Raw genomic sequence first — 16,896 nt, 5'->3', positions numbered from 1 at the left:
CTTGCTTGTGGTGGATTCGGCTCTCGTCGGGAGGAGTTGGCCCGGCTCGGGGCCGACAGTCGGTCGGCAGCCGCGACCTTAGGCTCGGACGTATGCCCGCCGATTCCTCGGTGGACGCGGCCCACGGCCGGTCCACCGCTCCCGCCAGAGCCGTTCCCGCGTCCCGCCGCGGTGCGAGTCGTCGCACGGCGCTCCGAGGGCCGGTGGGGGTGGTGGCCGCGCTGTTCGTGCTCGCGCCCGTCCTGCTGGCGCATCCGGGCCAGCGTGCCGCCGCGCTTCTGTTGGCCGCCATGGCCGCGGTGGCGGTGTTGGTGGCCGCGGTGCCGTGGCCGCGAGGGCGGGTGACGCTCGCCGGTGCGGTGGGCTGGATGGCCGCGGCCTCGCTGCTGCTCGACCTGGTCTACCCCGGCCCGTACCGACTGCCGGCCTTCTGGCTGCCGTTCGAGTGGGCGGCCCTGCTGATGTTGGCGGGCCGGGTGGTCCGGCGGGCCCGGGGGCGGTGGGCCGGGCCGGTGGGTGCCCTGGTGGCCACGGCGGTGGTGGCTGTGCCCCTGCGTTTCACCGTCCGGACCCCGAACGGTGGTGGGACCGCCTCCGTGCTGGCCGTCCTGACCTCGGGGGTGCCGCTGGCGGCTGTGGTCGGCGCGAGTGTGTATCTGCGAGTGCTGGACGCGCGGCGCGAGCGCGCGGTGGCGAAGGCGCGGCGCGAACAGCGTCTGGAGGTGGCGCGTGGGTTGCACGACTTCGTGGCGCACGAGATCACCGGCATCGTGCTGGAGGCCCAGGCCGGTCAACTGCCGGGCGATCATGGAGCGGAGGAGACGTCGGCGCTGCTGCGACGGCTGGAGGAGGCGGGGCTGCGCGCGCTGGACTCGATGGACGCGATGGTGGGGGCGCTGCGGGAACCGCACGAAGGCGGCGAGGGCAGTGGGGACGGCGGCGGGGACGGCGGGGCAGACCCGCCAGGCGCGACCGGCGCGACCCGGGTGTACGGGCTGGCCGATCTGCCGGAGCTGGTGGGCCGTTTCGACCGGACCGGTCCCACCCGGGCCCGGCTCGAGGCGGCGCGGGAGGTCACGGGGCTGCTGTCTGCGGAGGCGGAGGGCGCCGCGTACGCGGTCGTGCTGGAGGCGCTGACGAATGTGCGAAGGCACGCTCCGGGTGCCGCGGAGGCGTTGGTCCGGGTGGAGGCCCGTGCGGCCGCGGACGGAACGGTCGCGGTGGTACGGGTGTCGGTGAGCAACGACGGCAGGGTGCCGGGCGGCATCCGTGGGCTGCGCCGCCTCCGGGACAACGGCGGGACCGGTCTGCCGGCGCTCGCCGAACGCCTCGCCCGCCACGGCGGAACGCTGGAGGCAGGACCGCTGGAGCCCGCGCCGCTGCGTCCGACGGGCTGGCGGACGAGCTGCGAACTGCCGGTCCACCAGGCCGAACGGCAGGGGTGCGGAGCGAAATCGGCCGCAGAAGTATGCCGATCGGCAGATGGCAACGGCTCGGTGAGCGGCGATGCTCGTAGTCGTGATCGACCGTACCCCGCGTCAGAAGAAGGGCCTGCCATGGCTGCCGCATCCACCCCGGTCCCCACCGGTCCCACCGCGACCGACCGTCAGGCCGACAAGGGGGCCGCGCCCGACCGAGTCCGGCCGTGCGAGACTTCCGTGCGTGACGAGTCCGAATCCGGATCCCATCCGTACCCTGATCGCGGACGACCAGGAAGCCGTCCGCCGGAGCGTGCGGCGGATCCTGGAGGCCCAGGACGACATCACCGTGGTCGGTGAGGCGGCCGACGGGGTCGCCGCGCTCGAACTCGCGGCGGAGCTGCGCCCGGACGTCGCGCTCGTGGACATCCGGATGCCCAGGATGGACGGTCTGGAGCTCACCAGGCGCCTGGCCGGTCCGGGGGCGGTCACGCCCGTGCGCGTGGTGGTGCTGACCACCTTCGACCTGGACGAGTACGTCTATCCGGCGCTGAGGCACGGGGCTTCCGGATTCCTGCTGAAGCGGTCCGGTCCCGCCCTGCTCGCCGAGGCGGTCCGGGCGGCGGCAGGAGGGGAGAGCCTGATCAGCCCGGCGGTCACCGTGCGGTTGCTCCAGCATGTGACCGCACCCCGGAGGGTGGACCGCCGATCGGCTCCCGCGGCGCCGTTGACCGAACGAGAGGTGGAGATCGCCGGCCAGGTGGCCGCCGGTCGGACCAATGCCGACATCGCCGCCGAACTCTTCATCTCCCCCGGCACGGTGAAGACGCACGTGGCGAGCATCCAGCGCAAGCTGGGCGTGCAGAACCGGGTGGGCATCGCCGTGCACGCGTGGGAGATGGGGTATGCGGTGCCGACCGCGTCGTAGCGCGGAACCGGCGCCGGGGCACCGGCGGGTCGACGTGGGATGTCCGGCCGGTGAGGGGTTCGGCCGGACATGGGGAACCTGCGAGGTGGGGGTGGCCTCCGGACGTCCCGTCCTCCGGCCAACTAGTTCGATCGTCGACCGAGGTACCAGCGGCAGACCCTGATCCGTCTCGATCTGTCGCCACTGCCTCCTGCGGTCGAACCTCCGCGGCTACCTCGCAGGTCCATCACCATGATGCGCCTCGGGTGACCGCCGCACCAGGGGTATCCGGAAAAAATTCCCACAAATCGGACAATTTTCTGACCCTGGTCGCACCACCCCGGATCGGACACTCAGGTACGGAGCGCGTCCTTGCGGAGGAACCGCTTGAGGCGTTGCCACGGCCAGGTGTTGATCACGTCCTCGGCGGTGAGCCACGCGCGTTGGGCGGTGCCGATCCCGTACCTGGGGTAGGCGAGGTGGGGGGTGGCGTGGGCGTCGCTGTCGATCGAGAACTTCACGCCGTGGCGCTTGGCCCGGAGCACGTCCTCGTCCCGCAGGTCGAGGCGCTGGGGCGAGCTGTTGATCTCGATCGCGGTCCCGGTCCGGGCGGCAGCGGCGAAGACGGCGTCCAGGTCGACGTCGATCGGCCCGCGCCGGCCGATCCGGCGGGTGGTGAGGTGGCCGATGATGTGCACGTGCGGGTTCTCGCAGGCGCGGATCAGCCGACGCGTCTGGGCGTCCCGGTCCGCGCCGAAGTGGGAGTGCACGGACGCCACGCAGACATCGAAACCGGACAGGAACTCGGCCGGCCAGTCGACGGTGCCGTCCGGTCCGATGTTCAACTCGGTGCCGTGCAGCAGCCGCATCCGCCGGTGCCGCCCGGCCAGTTCGCGCAGCTGCTCACGCTGGGCGAGCATCTTCTCGTCCGTCATCCGCTGCATCACCAGGTCGGGGGCGTGGTCGGTGACCGCGTAGTACGCGTAGCCGCGCGCGGCGGCGGTGTCGATCATCTCCTCCAGGGTGGCCAGCCCGTCGGTGAGATCGGTGTGGGTGTGCAGGTCGCCGCGGAGGTCCGCCTCGGTCACCAGCTCCGGCAGCTCGTCGCGCAGGGCTGCCTCGATCTCACCCCGGTCCTCGCGCAACGGCGGCGCGACCCAGGGCAGGCCGAGCGCGGCGTACACCTCGTCCTCGTCGGCCGACACGATCTTCTCGCCGCTCTCGGCGTCGAACAGCCCGTACTCGGAGAGCTTCAGGCCCGCCCGGACCGCCATCGTCCGGAGCTTGATGTTGTGCGCCTTCGAACCGGTGAAGTAGACCAGGGCCGCGCCCCAGTCCTCCTCCGGGACGACCCGCAGGTCGATCTGGATCCCGTCCGTGGTGCGGATCGACGTCTTGGTCGGCCCGGTGCCGATCACCTCGGCCGTGTAGGGGAGCGCCGTGAGCGCGGCCATCAGGGGCGCGGAATCCTCGGCGGTGGCCAGGATGTCGATGTCGCCGACCGTCTCGCGCATCCGGCGCAGCGAGCCCGCGTACGCGCAGCGGGTGCACCCCGGCACGGCTGCCAGTGCCGCGACGATCCGGTCGGCCAGCGCCGTGGCGGAGTCCAGCAGCGTCCGGCCGCCGGACTGCCGGATCAGTTCGATGCCGTGCAGGATCTTCTCGCCGCTGCGTTCGCCCAGGCCGGGGACGTCGCTCAGCCGGTCGGCGCGGATCGCCTCGGCGAGTTCGTCGACGGAGGCGATGCCGAGGTCACGGTAGAGCGCGAGCGCGCGCTTCGGTCCCACGCCGGGGACGGACATCATGGCGCGCACCCCGGAGGGGATCTCGGCCCGGAGCGTCTCCAGTGCCTCGATCCGCCCGCCGGCGAGGTACTCGGCGATCTTCTCGGCGGTGGACCTGCCGACCCCGGGGATCTGCTGGAGCCCCTTCACGTCGAGGCCGTCGATGTCCGCGGGGTGGCCGCCGACCGCTCGGGCGGCCTTCTCGTAGGCGCGGGCGCGGAAGGCGTCGCCGCCGGTGATCGAGATCAGGTCGGCGTACTCCTGCAGCAGCTCCCTGACTTTGTCGTTGAGCCGGGCCATGGGGTCAGTCTAGGTTCGCCGGCCGGATCGGGCCGGGTGCCGCGAGCCCGGCCGGCGGGCGCGGGAGAAGCGCGGGGGAGAGTCGCGGCCGGCGCCCGAAGAGGGGTCGGTGGCAGGGAAGGGGGCGCGTACGGACCGACGCGCGCCGGTGTGGTGCTCCCGCCGGTTGCCGGAGGGCGGCCCCGCTGGTCGGCGGGGTAGCAGCGGCTGGTGTGGCACCGGGGCCGGATTGTCACCCGGGCGGCGGGGGCGCAGGCTTGGCGCAGGGCCGGGGAATCGGCCCGCACCGGTCCGTCATGGGGTGGCGGATCGGGTCCGCGATGGACGAAGGGCAGGACGATGGCAGGCGGGAAGCTCTGGGGCTACGTCGCGTCGGGTGCCCGGGCGCTGGGCGGGCTCGGCCCGCTCGGGCGGTCCGGGGCGCTGGCGGGCGCGCGGTTGCTCAAGGGCGTGGGCGGGGGTGGCCGGCCGGAGCCGGACCGGCACGGCGTGATGCTCGCCGCGCCGATCGGGCCGGTGGGTGCCGGGAGTTCGGGCCGGTCCGCGGTCGGCGGCATGGCCGGACCGCAGCTGTTGTCGCGGCCCGAACTGGAGCGGTTGCGCTGGATCGACCGGGCCGCCGGCTGTGTGCCGGACGCGAGGCACGTGCAGGTGGCCGAGGTGGTCGGACGGGTACTGCGGGGTGGTGGCCGGGGAGCCACGGTGGCGGTTCGGCTTCCGGTGGGGCTTCCGGTCGTGATCGCGGACTCCCCGCGGCTGGAGGCGGCCCTGGCCGGGCTGGTCGATCACGCGATCCGGCGCAGTCCGGCGGGGGCCCGGGTGCTGGTCCGGGCCGATCCGCTGCCCGGTCCCGACGGCCTGCTGGGTGCTCGGGGCGGGGCGGGGCCGGGAGGGGTGTTCGGCCGGGGGGCTTCCGGGAAGGGCTCCCTCGGCAGGGGAGTGCTCGGCAAGGGGGCGTTCACCGGGGGAGCGTTCGGCGGGTCGGAGGCGTGGACTGCCGAGCCCGCCCGGGTCGAGCTGAGGGTGGTGGACCGGGGGGCGTCGGAGCCGCCGGAGGCCCGTCAGTGGCTGCTGGCCGGGATGTACGGCGAGCCGGGAATCCCGGGCGCCGGCTGGGCACCGGGTGGCGGGTTCGGCGGTCCCGGCAGTGGTGGCGGGAGCGGTTGGGCCGTGGAGGGCGCGGGGGATGCGACCGCTCCCCGGCGGGGGGCGGGCGGACAGGAACCGGTCGGGCCGTCGATCTCGGCGCTGGTGCGCGCGGCCGGGGGCCGGCTGAGGGTGGAGCAGACGGCGGGCGGCGGGCTCACCGTGGTCCTGGTGCTGGCTGTCGCGCGGGACTGAGACGGCGGCCCGCTCCCCGGTCGGCGCGGGCCGGTCCTGCGGCGGTGCGCGGCCCCTGTTCGAAACCGCAAAGGGTTCTTCGCAAAAAACCTTTGCGAAGAACACTTTGCGGTTCTACTGTGTTGCCATGACCGATGACCGCAGGTGGTTGCACAGTCCGGACCCGCAGACCGATGTCGTGATCGATGCCAAGGGCCTGCGGGCCCTGGCCCATCCGGTGCGGGTGCAGCTGATCGGGCTGCTCCGGAAGAACGGCCCGTCCACCGCCACCAAGCTGGCCGAGCAGTTGGGGCTGAACTCGGGAGCGACCAGCTACCACCTCCGCCAGCTCGCGGCGTCCGGATTCGTCGCCGAGGACACCGAGCGCGGCAATGCCCGGGACCGCTGGTGGAAGGCGGTCCACCAGACCAGCTGGTGGACGGACAGCGGGGACGATCCGGAGGCGGCGCTCGGCTATCTGCGGTCGATCGTCACGGCCCACACCCTCACGGCACAGACGGCGCTCAACGCCTACGAGACGATGACGCCCGAGTGGCGACAGGCGATGGACCTCAGTGACATGGTGCTCCAACTGACCCCGGAGGAGGCCCGGACCCTGGCCCGAGAAATGTCGGAGGTGGTCGCCCGCTACCGCCGCATCGACCCGGGGGGTCCCACCCCCGAGGGCACGGACCGGGTGGCCGTGATCGTCCAGGTGCTTCCCGAGCCGCAGGCCGCTGACGACGACGTGCCGGAGGACCGGTCATGAGCGCCGACGCCACGGTTCCGGCCCAGGTGCCGCCGCCCGGGGCGACGGCCGCGGCCACCAAGGGTCCGGCCAGCGGGCCGCGCAGCTTCCGGCCTCTGGTCGGGGTGCTGACGGCGATGGCCGTCTCGCTCACCGGCACCCGGGTCTCGGCGATCGCCCTGCCATGGTTCGTGCTGGCCACGACCGGCAGTGCCACCATGACCGGAGTCGTCGCGTTCGTCGAGCTGACGCCCTATGTGCTCGTCAAGGCCTTCGCCGGCCCGGTGGTCGACCGGATCGGTCCGCGTGTCGTCTCCTGGACGACGGACGCGGTGAGCGCCGTCGCGGCGGGCCTGGTCCCGCTGCTGCACGCGCTCGGCCTGCTGCCGTTCTGGCTCCTGCTGGTCATGGTCGCCATCATCGGCGCCGCCCGCGGCCCGGGGGACCTGGCCAAGGAGGTCATGGTCGCCGAGGCGGCCGATCTGGGCCGGATTCCGATGGAGCGGGCCACCGGTCTTTCCGGGGTGACGGAGCGGCTTGCCACCACGATCGGTCCGGCGGTCGGTGGCGGGCTGATCGCCCTGCTCGGCCCGATGGCCGGTCTGACGGTCAATGCGGTCGCCTTCGCACTCGGCTCGCTCGTGATCGCCGTCGCGCTTCCCCGGGGGATGGGCCGCTCGGCCGCGGTGCCGGGGGCGTCCGGACCGGCGACCGTGCCGACGGGAGGCGGGGCCGACGCCGCCGACGGGGACCGGCCGGTCGGCTACTGGCGGATGTTCCGGGAGGGATTCGCGTTCCTGCGGGGCGAGCCTCTGCTGCTGACCGTCATCGTGACGGTCGCGGTGACCAACCTCCTGGACGCGGCGTTCCTCAGTGTGCTGGTGCCCGTCTGGGCCCGGGAATCGGGCGGCGGCCCGGCCGCGATCGGTCTGACCGGGAGCGCCTGGGGGATCGCGGCGGTGGCCGGCAGCCTGATCGCGGCGGCGGTCGCCCATCGCCTGCCGCGCCGGACGGTGTTCTTCGTCGGCTTCCTGCTCGTCGGCGCCCCACGCTTCCTCGTCCTCGCGGTGGACGTGCCGATGGGACTGGTGGTCGCGGTCTTCGCGGTCAGCGGCTTCGGCGGTGGCTTCCTCAATCCGATCCTCGGTGCCGTCCAGCTCGAACGGGTGCCCCGCCACCTGCTGGGCCGGGTCAATGCGCTGGGCGACTCGCTCGCCTGGGCGGGAATCCCGGTGGGCGGCCTGCTCGCGGGCGCGGCCGTGTCCATGGTCGGACTCATACCGGTGCTGCTCGCGTGCGGCGGTCTGTACGTCGCCACCACCGCCCTGTCCGGACTGCGGCCCGAGTGGCGGGAGATGGACCGCAAGCGTGGTCGCGCCTCGGCGGCGGCCCCGGACGCGAGCAGCACCCCGGAGCAGAAGGTGCCGGGCCCGACGGCCCCGGCAGCCGGCTGACCTCGGCGGGGCCGGGCGGCCGCGGCGGCAGCCACCTGCCCGCCGGACACCCGCACGGCGGCCGGACGCCCCCGCGCGGCGGCCGGGGCGCCCGCCGGACGCGGTGACGGATGCGATGACGGACTCGGGGCTACGAAGTCCGGGGGCGAGCGGCGGGAAGTGGTGAGGTCGTCCAGCGGAGCAGAAGGACGGAGGCGAGGGCGGCGAGGGCGCACCAGGTGGAGACGAAGGCGAGTTGCCAGAGGAGGGCACAGACCAGGGCGCCGATTCCGGTCAGCAGACCGAGACGACGGAGGAGGCGGTCACCGCTGAGGAGGAGCGAGCCCACGGTGGCGAGGAGGTAGCCGGTGAGAAGGAGGGCGGGGTACGGGGCGCCGAGGCGGTAGTCGAGGGTGTGGGCATGGGCGGTGGCGCCGACGGGATGGGTGGCGACGGTGTGGGCCAAGGGCACGGCGACGAGGAGGCCGAGGATCACGAACCCGGTCAGCAGTCGCTGACGTGGGCGGTCGACCCTGGCGGCGCAGCGGACGCCGATCGGGACCAGGAGCGGGAGCAGGGGTAGAGCGATCACCGCCCAGGCTGTGCGGGCCCAGGCGGCCGGCGCGGGCGAGAGGTCACCGTCGGTGCCCGACCAGACCGCGGCCTCGATCAGCTGGTGCACCCCGAGGACGAGCGGGAGAGCGGCGAGCGGCAGGCGTTCGGGTCGGCCGGCGCGGTGGGCGCGCACGAGGCAGAGCACGCCGACGGCCGTCACGGCGCTGCCGACGACGAGGTCCGCCTGGGCACTCCAGCACATGGGGTCTCCGGTGGTCGGCGATGGGTCGGTCGGTCAACGGGTCCGGGGTCGGGCGATCAGCCCGTGTCCGTGGGGCCGCCGGTGCCGGTGCCGGGGGTGTCCTCCTCGGTGGAGGTCCGGGGTGGGCGGCCGGTCGGGCCGGGCGGCGGACCGCTGTCGGTGCCACCAGCGCCGCCACTGTCACCAGCGCCGGTACCACCGGTGCCGCCGGAAATGCCGGTGGTGCCCGGAAGGGCGGGGTGGCGGCCGATCACCACGACGCCGATCACGACGGCGATCAGACCGATCACCTCCCACGCCAGTGCACCCGGGGTGACCCGGAGGCGGTCGCCGAGGAAGCCGACCGCGCAGACGATGCCGGAGATCGGCTGCGCGGCGGTCAGCGCGGGGAGGGACATCCGCAGCGGCGCGGCCTCGAACGCGCTCTGGACCAGCAGTAGGCCGACCACACCGGCCGCGACGACGGCATACGGTTGCCAACTGCGCAGGACGGCGTCCAGTCCCTGGTGGTCGAGCCGCTGGGTGGTGGTCCGGGTGAGCGCGTCCTGGAGCCCGTAGAGCAGGCCCGCGGCCAGCGCGAGCAGGGTCGCCTCCTCGAACAGCGGCAGCCGGCGGGCGAACGAGACCAGCAGCAGGGTCAGCCCGACCACCGTCCCGATCACCAGCCAGTGCCGCAGTTCGCTCGCCGGGGGGCCGCCGCCGGTGGGGCGGCCGGCCACGATGAACACCGTCACGCCCAGTGCCAGCAGCACCACCCCCGCCCAGCCGGAGCGTCCTAGCGTCTGGCGGGTCAGCACCCTGGCGAGTGCCATCGCGAAGATGAGGTTGGTCGCGAGGAGGGGTTCGACCAGCGACACCTCGCCCTGGTTGAGGGCGAGCGCGGAGAGGATCAACCCGATGACCATGAATCCGGTGCCGAGCAGCCACTCCGGCATCCGTAGCAGGTCCAGCAGCAGCCGCCAGTGCAGCAGGTCGGCACGCGGGGCCCGCTGTGCCGCGTGCTGCTGGAGGACGAATCCGAGGCCCAGGAAGCAGGCGGCACTCAATGCCAGGAGGAAGACCGCCACGGAGGGACCGCCCGATGGTTGCCGACCGATGGTTGCCGACCGCGCCGCACCGCCGGGCTCCGGTGCCTAGGGCGGGTGCGCCCAGGGGGTTTCGGTGTTCCGGAGCAGGGCTTTCGCGGGTTCGGCGCGCTGTGGCCAGCCTACCGCCGGGGTGCGGCGCCGACCCCCGGTAACGGCCCGGGCGTGGCGACGGGCGCCGCCGTCCCGGTCGGCTTGCCGCTGCCGTACCGACGGGCGCACGCTGGTGTGAGCGGCCGCCACGGGAGCACTGCCCGGACCGGCCCGAGCGGGCGCGACGGGCGCCGGCGCCAGGAGGTGTGGCATGCACAACCAGTGGGATGTGGAGCTGAGCTTCGAGGAGGACGGTGTCCACACCGGATGCCAGGCGAGGCTGATGGGCGCCCGGGCGCCGGGTCTCACGGCGCACGGGGAGGCGACGAAGAGCGCGGAAGACCGCCCGCTCGCCAGGATCGGCGAGGAGGTCGCGGCCTCCCGGGCCCTGGAGGCGCTCTCGCGCAAGCTACGGGCTCAGGCGACCGGAGAGATCGACGACGAAGGGCACCGGCCCGGGTACCTGATCTACTGAGCCGGTACTGAGCCGGTAGTCGGGTCCGCTGGCCCGGCCGGGTGAACGGCCGGGCCAGGCTGCTGTCACAGGCTCAGCAGCAGATCCCGGACCGCAGCAGGCCGGGACAGGAACGGGTGGTGGCCGGCGTCGAGTTCGACGATGCGGCCGGCCCGGCGGGCGAAGTCGCGTTGCCGCCCGGGCGGGGTACCGCCGTCCTGGGCGCAGACGAGGTAGGTCGTGGGCACCTGCTGCCAGGCGGCCGCGCCGACCGGCTGCGCGGTCACGCGCACGCTCTGCCGGGCGAGGTGGTGTCCCGCCTGCTCCTGGTCCTCGGGGACGCAGTCCTGGAGGAAGGTGTCCACGAGCAGCTCGGGCCGGACGCCGAAGGTACCGCTGTCGGCATCGACGTCCAGGAAGGGGGCGGGGCCGCCGTCCCCGAAGTCCGACAGGCTCTGCCCGACCTCGGGCAGGTAGCTGGAGACCAGCAGCAGATGGCGTACGGATCCGATCCCCGCGGCGGCCTCCGCGGTGACGATTCCGCCGTAGCTGTGGGCGACAACGACGGTCGGCTCGTCGTCGGCCCGCAGCACCCGTCGTACGGCCGCCACATCCTCGGGCAGCCCCGGCCCGTCGGCGCCGGCGGGTTGTCCCGCCTCGCCGCAGCTCGGCAGCTCCGGGGCCGCGCTCGGCACCCCGCGTTCCCGCAGCAGTTCGGCGGTTCGGCGCCACCACCACGACCCGTCCCGCACGCACGCCCCGTGCACGAACACGACCCTCATCGCCACCTCCGTGTCGACCTCGACGGCTTCCGCCGACCATGCTCGCTCCCTTCGCCGGCGGTGGCCACAGCCACCCGCCCGGCGGAGCTCCGACGGACATGGTTGCCGGGACCCTCGCGGGACACCTCCCGGCACAACTTCTGGACACTTCGGGGCGCGCGGGCGGGAGACGAGGTGCGGACGATTCGCCCACCCTCGCCCACCCGCACCGACACCGACCGCCCGTGCCGAGTGGGGTGGCGGTGCGGTGCGGGGCAGGACCGGGCGAGGCAGGGCGGTGGAGGGTATTGGGCCGGGGTGGGTGGGGGTAGGGATGGGGTTCTGGGCGTATTGAGGGACTCCGGGGAAGGGGCGATGAGGTGGAGCCGTCGCAGACGCCGACGCAGCTGATCCGACTGCTGCGCGGGCTGACGTCCGAACTCGACCTGTTCGGTGCCGAGTTCGCCGCGCGGAACGGTTTGCATCCGACGGATCTGCGGGGGCTCATCCATCTGCTGGACGCCGATCGGGCCGGGGCTGTGGTGACTCCGGGGCGGCTCGGAGCGGCGTTGGGGTTGAACTCGGCCGGGACGACGGGGCTGGTCGACCGGCTGGCTCGCTCGGGGCTGATCCGGCGGGAGCGGGACGAGGAGGACCGCCGCAAGGTCCGGTTGGTGGTGGAGGAGCGTGCGGTCGAGCTCGGCGAGGCCTTCTTCGGCGGTCTGGTCGCCGACCTGATGGCCGCGATGGGCGCCTTCGGGGAGGTGGAACTCGCCGTGGCGCGAAGGTTCCTGGTGGCGATGACCGGGGTGGTGGCCGCGGCCCGGGCGGATTAGGGCGGGCGTCTATGCCGGGCCGAGTGTCCAGGCGACCAGGGACAGGGTGACCATCGACAGGAGGGTCGAGGCGAGGACGGTGTCGCGTGCGAAGACGGCGCCGTGGTTGTACTCGCGGGCGTAGGTGAACACGTTCTGGGCCGTGGGCAGGGCCGAGAACAGCACCACGGTGAGCAGTTGGTGGGGCGGCAGGTCGAGCACCAGTGCGCCGACCGCCCAGGCCGTCAGCGGTTGGACGAGGTTCTTGATCGCGACCGCCGTCCCGACCTCCAGGTAGCGGGAGGCGCCGGTGACCGCGGGCGGGTGGCAGATCGACAGGCCGAGTGCCACCAGGGCGGTCGGTACCGCGGCGCCGCCCAGCAGTTCGCAGGAACGATTCAGCTCGGCCGGCGGCCGCCAGCCGGTCGCCGAGAGCACGGCGCCGAAGCCCACCGCCAGCAGGATCGGATTGCGCAGCGGCAGGGTGAGCGCCGCCCGCAGGCCCGCCCGGCCGGAGTCCAGCACGGTCAGCACCGCCGGGGTGACCACCAGGATCTGGAACAGCACCACCGGGCCGACGAAGGAGGCGTCGCCGAGTACCTGCACGGCCACCGGGATGCCGAGGTTGGCCGAGTTGACGTACCCGGCGGCCATCCCGCCGAGCGTCCGCTCCGGCAGCGCCCGGCCGAACAGCCGGTACGAGGCGTACAGTCCGAGCCCGCCCGCCACCAGGGTGCTCGCGGTGAACGCCAGCATGGAGGGATTGGCGAACCGGTCCAGCGGTGTACGGGCGATCATCAGGAACAGTGCGGCGGGCATGGCCGCGTGGAAGACGAACCGGTTCAGCACCTGCTCGGCCTGGTCGCCGAGCAGTCTGCTGCGGCCGAGGACGTACCCGACGCCGGTCAGGGCCCAGATCGGGGCGAAACCGGACAGCAACGGGTGCAGGCTGGGCATGGCTTCCTCGGCGCGGTCGTCGGAGTGATCGTCAGGGCGGTCGTCGGCATGCCGGTCGGGCGGACGGCCGTGGACCGGCCGCCCGGGGTGGGTAGGACCTCGGAAGTCAATCAGCCGCCCTGACGCCGTCGGTGGGCAGGCCCCCGCGCGGCCGGGCGGGGCGGGTGCCTACGATGGGTGGCGTGGACTACCTGAGCCTGGCCGAGGTCGAGCAGATCGCCCGGAACGCGCACGCGGGGCAGACCGACAAGAACGGCCACCCGTACGCCGAACACCTGGCGGCGGTCGCCCACGGGGTGGCGGCGCGGGGCGGCAGCCCCGAGCAGATCGCGGCCGGCTGGCTGCACGACGCCGTCGAGGACGACGCGCTGACTCGCGAGTGGCTGGCCGACGCGGCGCTGAGCGACGCCACCAAGGCCATCGTGGACGCGCTCACCAAGCGCCCCGGCGAGCCGCTGGAGGAGTACACCGCACGTATCCTCGCCACGCCGGGCGCCCTCGTCGTCAAGCGGGCCGACCTCGCGCACAACTCCGACCCGGCCCGGCTGGCGAGCCTCGACCCGGCGACCGCCGCGCGGCTGGCCGCCAAGTACCGCCGCACCCGTGAACTGCTGGGCCTGGCGGCGGAGTCCGACTGACGCCGGTCGGCACCAGGTCGGCACCACGTCCGGCCCGCGCCGGGGTCAGCCTCCGTCCGGCCCGTGGGCGCAGGGCGCGTGGGTGTCGCGTACGGGGACGAAGCGTCCGAACAGGTCCCCCGTCCCCGCGCAGTGCTCGGCGAGGAGCGTGCGGAAGCGGTCGAGCAGGGCCGCGTTCCGGGCGTCCGCCGCGAGGTTGACCATCTCGCCGGGATCCTCGGCGAGGTCGAAGAGCTGCTCGCGGTGGTCGCCCCAGGCGTAGCAGACGTACTTGTGCCGCTCGTCCCGGACCGTCCGGCCGAGGGCGTCCTCGAACCCCGGCAGTTCCCAGCCGGTCTCCACCACCACGGTCTCCCGGGGCTCCGGCGCGAGCACGCTGCGCCCGGGCAGGCCGGGCCGCAGCTGCGGCTGCGGATCCGGCCGATGTCCGGCCGAAGGCGAAGGAGCCGGACCGGCGGGCCCCACCCGGTCGGTCGGGCCATCGGGACCGGTCGGGCCCGCGAGGTCGGGCGGCAGCGGGACTCCGGTGAGGTCGCAGAGCGTGGGCAGGAAGTCCTCGCCGACCGAGACCAGCCGGTCGCTCACCTCGCCGGCCGCGACACCGGGGCCGCTGAGCAGGAACGGCACCCGCACCACTTCCTCGAACAGCGCCCACTTCTCGTTCCAGCCGTGGGCGCCCGCGCCGTCACCGTGGTCGGAGGTGAACACCACGACGGTCTCCCGGCCGCTCCACCGGCGGTGCTCCCGTACGGCGGCCAGCACGGTGCCGAGCTGCTGGTCCGCCCGCTCGACCAGTGCGTAGTACGCGTGCCGGTAGCGCCGCCAGTCGTCCTCGCGCCACTCGGCGGTGGGGTGGGTGTGCGGTCGGGCCCGCTGGGCGAGCCGGGGGAGTCCGGCCTCGTACGGCGCGCGCGGGTGGTTGGCGGGCAGCGGCGGGCACAACGCGGCGGGCGGCGGCGCGGGGAGCGGGCCGGTGGACGGGTCCTGGCCGCGGGCCCAGGCGGAGATGCCGTGCGGCTCGGGGAGTGGGAGCAGCAGCAGGAACGGCCGCGAGCGCGGTCGGGTGAGGAAGCCGGCGACGCTACGGGTGAACCCGGCGTCGTCGCCGTTGGTGCCGTCGGCGTCGGTCGGGTGGAGGCGGCGGAAGCTTCGGCCGTCGGGCGCCTCCTGCTCGGGCAGCTGCCACGAGCCGGTGTACACACAGTCGTAGCCGGCCTCGGCGAACACCCGGCCCAGCGGCGGTTCCGGAACGGCCCCGCCCGCAGCGGCCCCACCGGCTCCAGCGGCCCGAGCAGCCCCCGTGGCGCTGGGCAGTCGCCCGGTGAGCAGTCCGGTCCGGGACGGCGCGCAGAGCGGCCGGCCGCAGTACGCGCGGCGGTAGCGGGTTCCGGTGGCGGCCAGCGCGTCCATGTGCGGGGTGGCGAGGTAGGGGTTCCCGGCGGCGCCCATCGCGTCGGCCGTCTGCTGGCCGGTCAGGACCACCAGGACATTGGGGCGTTGTGCGGTCACGTCGGGCCGTCCGTTTCGAGCCGTTCGTACGGTGGTGGCGGGTCCGTCCGGCCCGGCCGGTGCGCGCGAACATCCCGGGGCCGACCGCGGTCCAGCACGGTGCGGCGGCACGGTGCGGCACGGTCCACTCGGGGCGAACGGACACCGGTGGTTCCTATCACACCAATAAATACTCGGGGGAACGGCCCGGGGGAGGGGCACCGCCCCGGCTCAGCGCGTGATGAACGTGGCCCCGTCGGCGAGCCGGACGGCGGCCGCGGTCGCGCCGGCCAGTTCGGTGGCGTCGGCCGGGATCGTCACCAGCTGCGGCAGCACCGGCACCCGGCCCTGGAGGCGGGACTCGATCGCCGGCAGCATCCCGCCGCCGCTCTCCCGGAGCAGCCGTCCGCCCAGGGCCACGAGTTCGGGGCCGAGAACGCTGATGGTCCGCGCCACCAGCAGGGCCAGGTCGTCGGTGAACTCGTCCACCAGGCGCACCGCCGCCGGCACGCCCGCCCGGGCCAGCCGGAACAGTTCGGCGACCCGCTCGGTCGACGTCCCGGCCACGGCCAGTCCGGCCTCGGTGATCCGCAGGTCGACGGCCCGGTCACCGATCCGCGCCTGGGTGTCGCCGGTGCGCCCCGCCGGACGCTCCAGGGCCCGGCAGTCGGTCATCAGGTGGCCGAGGGCGCCGGCCGAGCCCAGCCGCCCCCGGTGCAGCCGGCCGCCGAGCACCAGGCCGGCGCCGACCTCGATCCCGACCGTCACGGCGACGAGGTCGCTGACGCCCGCGCCCGCCTCGCTGTGCTGGACGGCCAGCGCGACCAGGTCGACATTGCTCTCGACCGCCACCGGTACGCCCAGCCGCTCCTGGAGCGGGGCGCGCAGCCGCAGCCCGGGCCAGTCCAGTACCGGGGCGAACTCCACCAGCCCGGTGCCGCGGTCCCGGACCGCCCCGGGCACCCCGACCACCAGGGCACGGGGCGGGCCCGCGTGGCGCGCGGCCCAGCCGTGCAGGCCGTCCACAAGGGCCAGCAGCGGTCCGGTGAGGTCCTCGGCGGACGGTTCGCGGGTGCGGTCGGGGCCCAGCGCCGGCGGCCACTGCCGCTCGGCCTCGTGCAGCACCGTGCCGTGCAGGTCCGTGACCACGCCGACGACGCGGCGCGGTCGCAGTGCCACGGCCAGTACGGTCTGCGCCCCGGCGTTGTAGCGGATCAGCTGTGGCGGCCGACCGCCGCTGGACGGCGCGCGTTCGGGCTCGACGACCACCAGTCCGGCCGTGCGCAGCGCCTCGACCAGCCGGTGCACGGTCGCGGTGGACAGTCCGCTCTCGGTCGCCAGCCGTTGCCGGGAGAGTGAGCCGTTGCGGCGAAGCACGTCCAGCAGGACGGTCTGGTTGACCTGCGCCACGGTCCGGGTGGTGGCGGTCGCCGGGCGCGGGGGCTTGGGCACCGGGTGCTCCTCGAACGGGGCGGGGCGGGGCCGGGCACGGCCCGAACGGCGGCGGGACTTCGTCTCGGCCCGAATATATCCGCTGGGCACGACACGGCGGGCGGAGACGAGAGCGGCGGGAGCGGGAGAACGGGGGAACGGGGGAACGGCGGGAGCAGGAAGAAAGGGGAGAGCGGGAAAAGAGTGGAGCGGGAACGGCCGAAGGCCCGGCCGCGCGGATCGCGCGCGGCCGGGCCTCGGTCACCCCGGTGGTCCCTGTCCGACCCCGGGGTGAGGGGGGACAGTTGGTCCGGATGCCGTGCCGTGGAGGATTCCTCGGGTCGGCTTAGACCGTGTCCTATGTGGTGAAGCGGGCCAGGTGCTTGTAGCAGCACAGGGTGGCGGCAAGGCCGAGAAAGGCCAGGTAGTTTCGGGGGTCGCGTTCGT

The 16,896-nt window shown here is 74.1% G+C and carries 15 protein-coding genes and 1 pseudogene; 8 read left to right on the top strand and 8 right to left on the bottom strand.

The genetic code is table 11. From position 1 onward, the window contains the following. Positions 1-212: 212 nt before the first annotated feature. Together IF01_RS0136100 and IF01_RS0136095 are read left to right on the top strand one after the other, a co-directional pair. Complete coding sequence (locus IF01_RS0136100) at positions 213-1,778, top strand: sensor histidine kinase (RefSeq protein ID WP_244215727.1); 1,566 nt, start codon at positions 213-215, stop codon at positions 1,776-1,778. After that, complete coding sequence (locus IF01_RS0136095; protein ID WP_030397860.1) at positions 1,687-2,346, top strand: response regulator; 660 nt, start codon at positions 1,687-1,689, stop codon at positions 2,344-2,346. The genes IF01_RS0136100 and IF01_RS0136095 overlap by 92 nt, the downstream gene beginning before the upstream one ends. Positions 2,347-2,678: 332 nt before the next feature. Here the strand turns inward: IF01_RS0136095 and polX are convergent, their stop codons facing one another. Continuing rightward, entirely contained in the window at positions 2,679-4,409 is a 1,731-nt protein-coding gene (gene polX / locus IF01_RS0136090) for a DNA polymerase/3'-5' exonuclease PolX (RefSeq protein WP_030397859.1), read from the bottom strand. Positions 4,410-4,748: 339 nt separating this feature from the next. Between polX and IF01_RS0136085 the strand changes: the two genes are divergently transcribed. The 3 genes from IF01_RS0136085 (at position 4,749) to IF01_RS0136075 (ending at position 7,931) form a co-directional block, all read left to right on the top strand. Then, the gene (locus tag IF01_RS0136085; protein ID WP_030397858.1) at positions 4,749-5,750 is read left to right on the top strand and encodes a histidine kinase; all 1,002 of its coding nucleotides are present in this window, start codon (positions 4,749-4,751) and stop codon (positions 5,748-5,750) included. A 127-nt stretch (positions 5,751-5,877) separates the two neighbouring features. Next, positions 5,878-6,498, top strand: coding sequence for a helix-turn-helix domain-containing protein (locus IF01_RS0136080; protein WP_030397857.1), 621 nt, complete (start codon positions 5,878-5,880; stop codon positions 6,496-6,498). Further along, the gene (locus IF01_RS0136075; protein WP_078880607.1) at positions 6,495-7,931 is read left to right on the top strand and encodes an MFS transporter; all 1,437 of its coding nucleotides are present in this window, start codon (positions 6,495-6,497) and stop codon (positions 7,929-7,931) included. Before IF01_RS0136080 ends, IF01_RS0136075 begins: the two co-directional genes overlap by 4 nt. Before the next feature lie 130 nt (positions 7,932-8,061). Here IF01_RS0136075 and IF01_RS0136070 read toward each other — a convergent pair whose 3' ends face one another. Then, complete coding sequence (locus tag IF01_RS0136070) at positions 8,062-8,727, bottom strand: DUF6629 family protein (RefSeq protein ID WP_030397855.1); 666 nt, start codon at positions 8,725-8,727, stop codon at positions 8,062-8,064. A gap of 56 nt (positions 8,728-8,783) precedes the next feature. Continuing rightward, positions 8,784-9,794 (bottom strand): DMT family transporter, encoded by a 1,011-nt coding sequence (locus IF01_RS0136065; protein ID WP_167349796.1) that lies wholly within the window; start codon positions 9,792-9,794, stop codon positions 8,784-8,786. Positions 9,795-10,116: 322 nt separating this feature from the next. On the opposite strand from IF01_RS0136065, the gene IF01_RS0136060 reads away from it, so the two are divergent. Further along, positions 10,117-10,380, top strand: coding sequence for a dsRBD fold-containing protein (locus IF01_RS0136060; protein WP_030397853.1), 264 nt, complete (start codon positions 10,117-10,119; stop codon positions 10,378-10,380). Positions 10,381-10,445: 65 nt separating this feature from the next. Here IF01_RS0136060 and IF01_RS0136055 read toward each other — a convergent pair whose 3' ends face one another. After that, complete coding sequence (locus tag IF01_RS0136055) at positions 10,446-11,141, bottom strand: alpha/beta fold hydrolase (RefSeq protein WP_030397852.1); 696 nt, start codon at positions 11,139-11,141, stop codon at positions 10,446-10,448. Between the two features lie 359 nt (positions 11,142-11,500). On the opposite strand from IF01_RS0136055, the gene IF01_RS0136050 reads away from it, so the two are divergent. Further along, positions 11,501-11,956 carry a MarR family transcriptional regulator gene (locus IF01_RS0136050; RefSeq protein WP_030397851.1) on the top strand — a complete coding sequence of 152 codons (456 nt, stop codon included), beginning with the start codon at positions 11,501-11,503 and terminating at the stop codon, positions 11,954-11,956. Between the two features lie 9 nt (positions 11,957-11,965). Here IF01_RS0136050 and IF01_RS0136045 read toward each other — a convergent pair whose 3' ends face one another. Then, the gene (locus IF01_RS0136045) at positions 11,966-12,892 is read right to left on the bottom strand and encodes an AEC family transporter (RefSeq protein WP_030397850.1); all 927 of its coding nucleotides are present in this window, start codon (positions 12,890-12,892) and stop codon (positions 11,966-11,968) included. Positions 12,893-13,065: 173 nt separating this feature from the next. On the opposite strand from IF01_RS0136045, the gene IF01_RS0136040 reads away from it, so the two are divergent. Continuing rightward, on the top strand, positions 13,066-13,530 hold the full coding sequence (locus IF01_RS0136040) for an HD domain-containing protein (RefSeq protein ID WP_030397849.1): 465 nt from the start codon (positions 13,066-13,068) through the stop codon (positions 13,528-13,530). Positions 13,531-13,575: 45 nt separating this feature from the next. On the opposite strand, the gene IF01_RS0136035 is transcribed toward IF01_RS0136040, so the two are convergent. From IF01_RS0136035 to IF01_RS49430, 3 genes and pseudogenes are all read right to left on the bottom strand, one after another. Continuing rightward, positions 13,576-15,039, bottom strand: coding sequence for a sulfatase family protein (locus IF01_RS0136035; RefSeq protein WP_157855452.1), 1,464 nt, complete (start codon positions 15,037-15,039; stop codon positions 13,576-13,578). A gap of 210 nt (positions 15,040-15,249) precedes the next feature. Then, positions 15,250-16,470, bottom strand: a complete 1,221-nt coding sequence (locus IF01_RS0136030; protein WP_030397847.1) for an ROK family transcriptional regulator — start codon at positions 16,468-16,470, stop codon at positions 15,250-15,252. Positions 16,471-16,807: 337 nt separating this feature from the next. Then, a pseudogene (locus tag IF01_RS49430) lies at positions 16,808-16,896 on the bottom strand (IS5/IS1182 family transposase); the annotation flags it as partial.

It is taken from the genome of Kitasatospora purpeofusca (assembly GCF_000718025.1).
Lineage (GTDB): Bacteria > Actinomycetota > Actinomycetes > Streptomycetales > Streptomycetaceae > Kitasatospora > Kitasatospora purpeofusca.
The sequence above is the reverse complement of the archived record's forward strand: the minus strand, read 5'-3'. Positions and strand labels throughout refer to the sequence as shown.

What these genes read in the sequence shown, in the direction of transcription:
- polX (WP_030397859.1), bottom strand. Translation starts at nt 4,409, where the DNA reads ATGGCCCGGCTCAACGACAAAGTCAGGGAGCTGCTGCAGGAGTACGCC.
- IF01_RS0136085 (WP_030397858.1), top strand. Translation starts at nt 4,749, where the DNA reads ATGGCAGGCGGGAAGCTCTGGGGCTACGTCGCGTCGGGTGCCCGGGCG.
- IF01_RS0136080 (WP_030397857.1), top strand. Translation starts at nt 5,878, where the DNA reads ATGACCGATGACCGCAGGTGGTTGCACAGTCCGGACCCGCAGACCGAT.
- IF01_RS0136075 (WP_078880607.1), top strand. Translation starts at nt 6,495, where the DNA reads ATGAGCGCCGACGCCACGGTTCCGGCCCAGGTGCCGCCGCCCGGGGCG.
- IF01_RS0136070 (WP_030397855.1), bottom strand. Translation starts at nt 8,727, where the DNA reads ATGTGCTGGAGTGCCCAGGCGGACCTCGTCGTCGGCAGCGCCGTGACG.
- IF01_RS0136060 (WP_030397853.1), top strand. Translation starts at nt 10,117, where the DNA reads ATGCACAACCAGTGGGATGTGGAGCTGAGCTTCGAGGAGGACGGTGTC.
- IF01_RS0136055 (WP_030397852.1), bottom strand. Translation starts at nt 11,141, where the DNA reads ATGAGGGTCGTGTTCGTGCACGGGGCGTGCGTGCGGGACGGGTCGTGG.
- IF01_RS0136045 (WP_030397850.1), bottom strand. Translation starts at nt 12,892, where the DNA reads ATGCCCAGCCTGCACCCGTTGCTGTCCGGTTTCGCCCCGATCTGGGCC.
- IF01_RS0136040 (WP_030397849.1), top strand. Translation starts at nt 13,066, where the DNA reads ATGGGTGGCGTGGACTACCTGAGCCTGGCCGAGGTCGAGCAGATCGCC.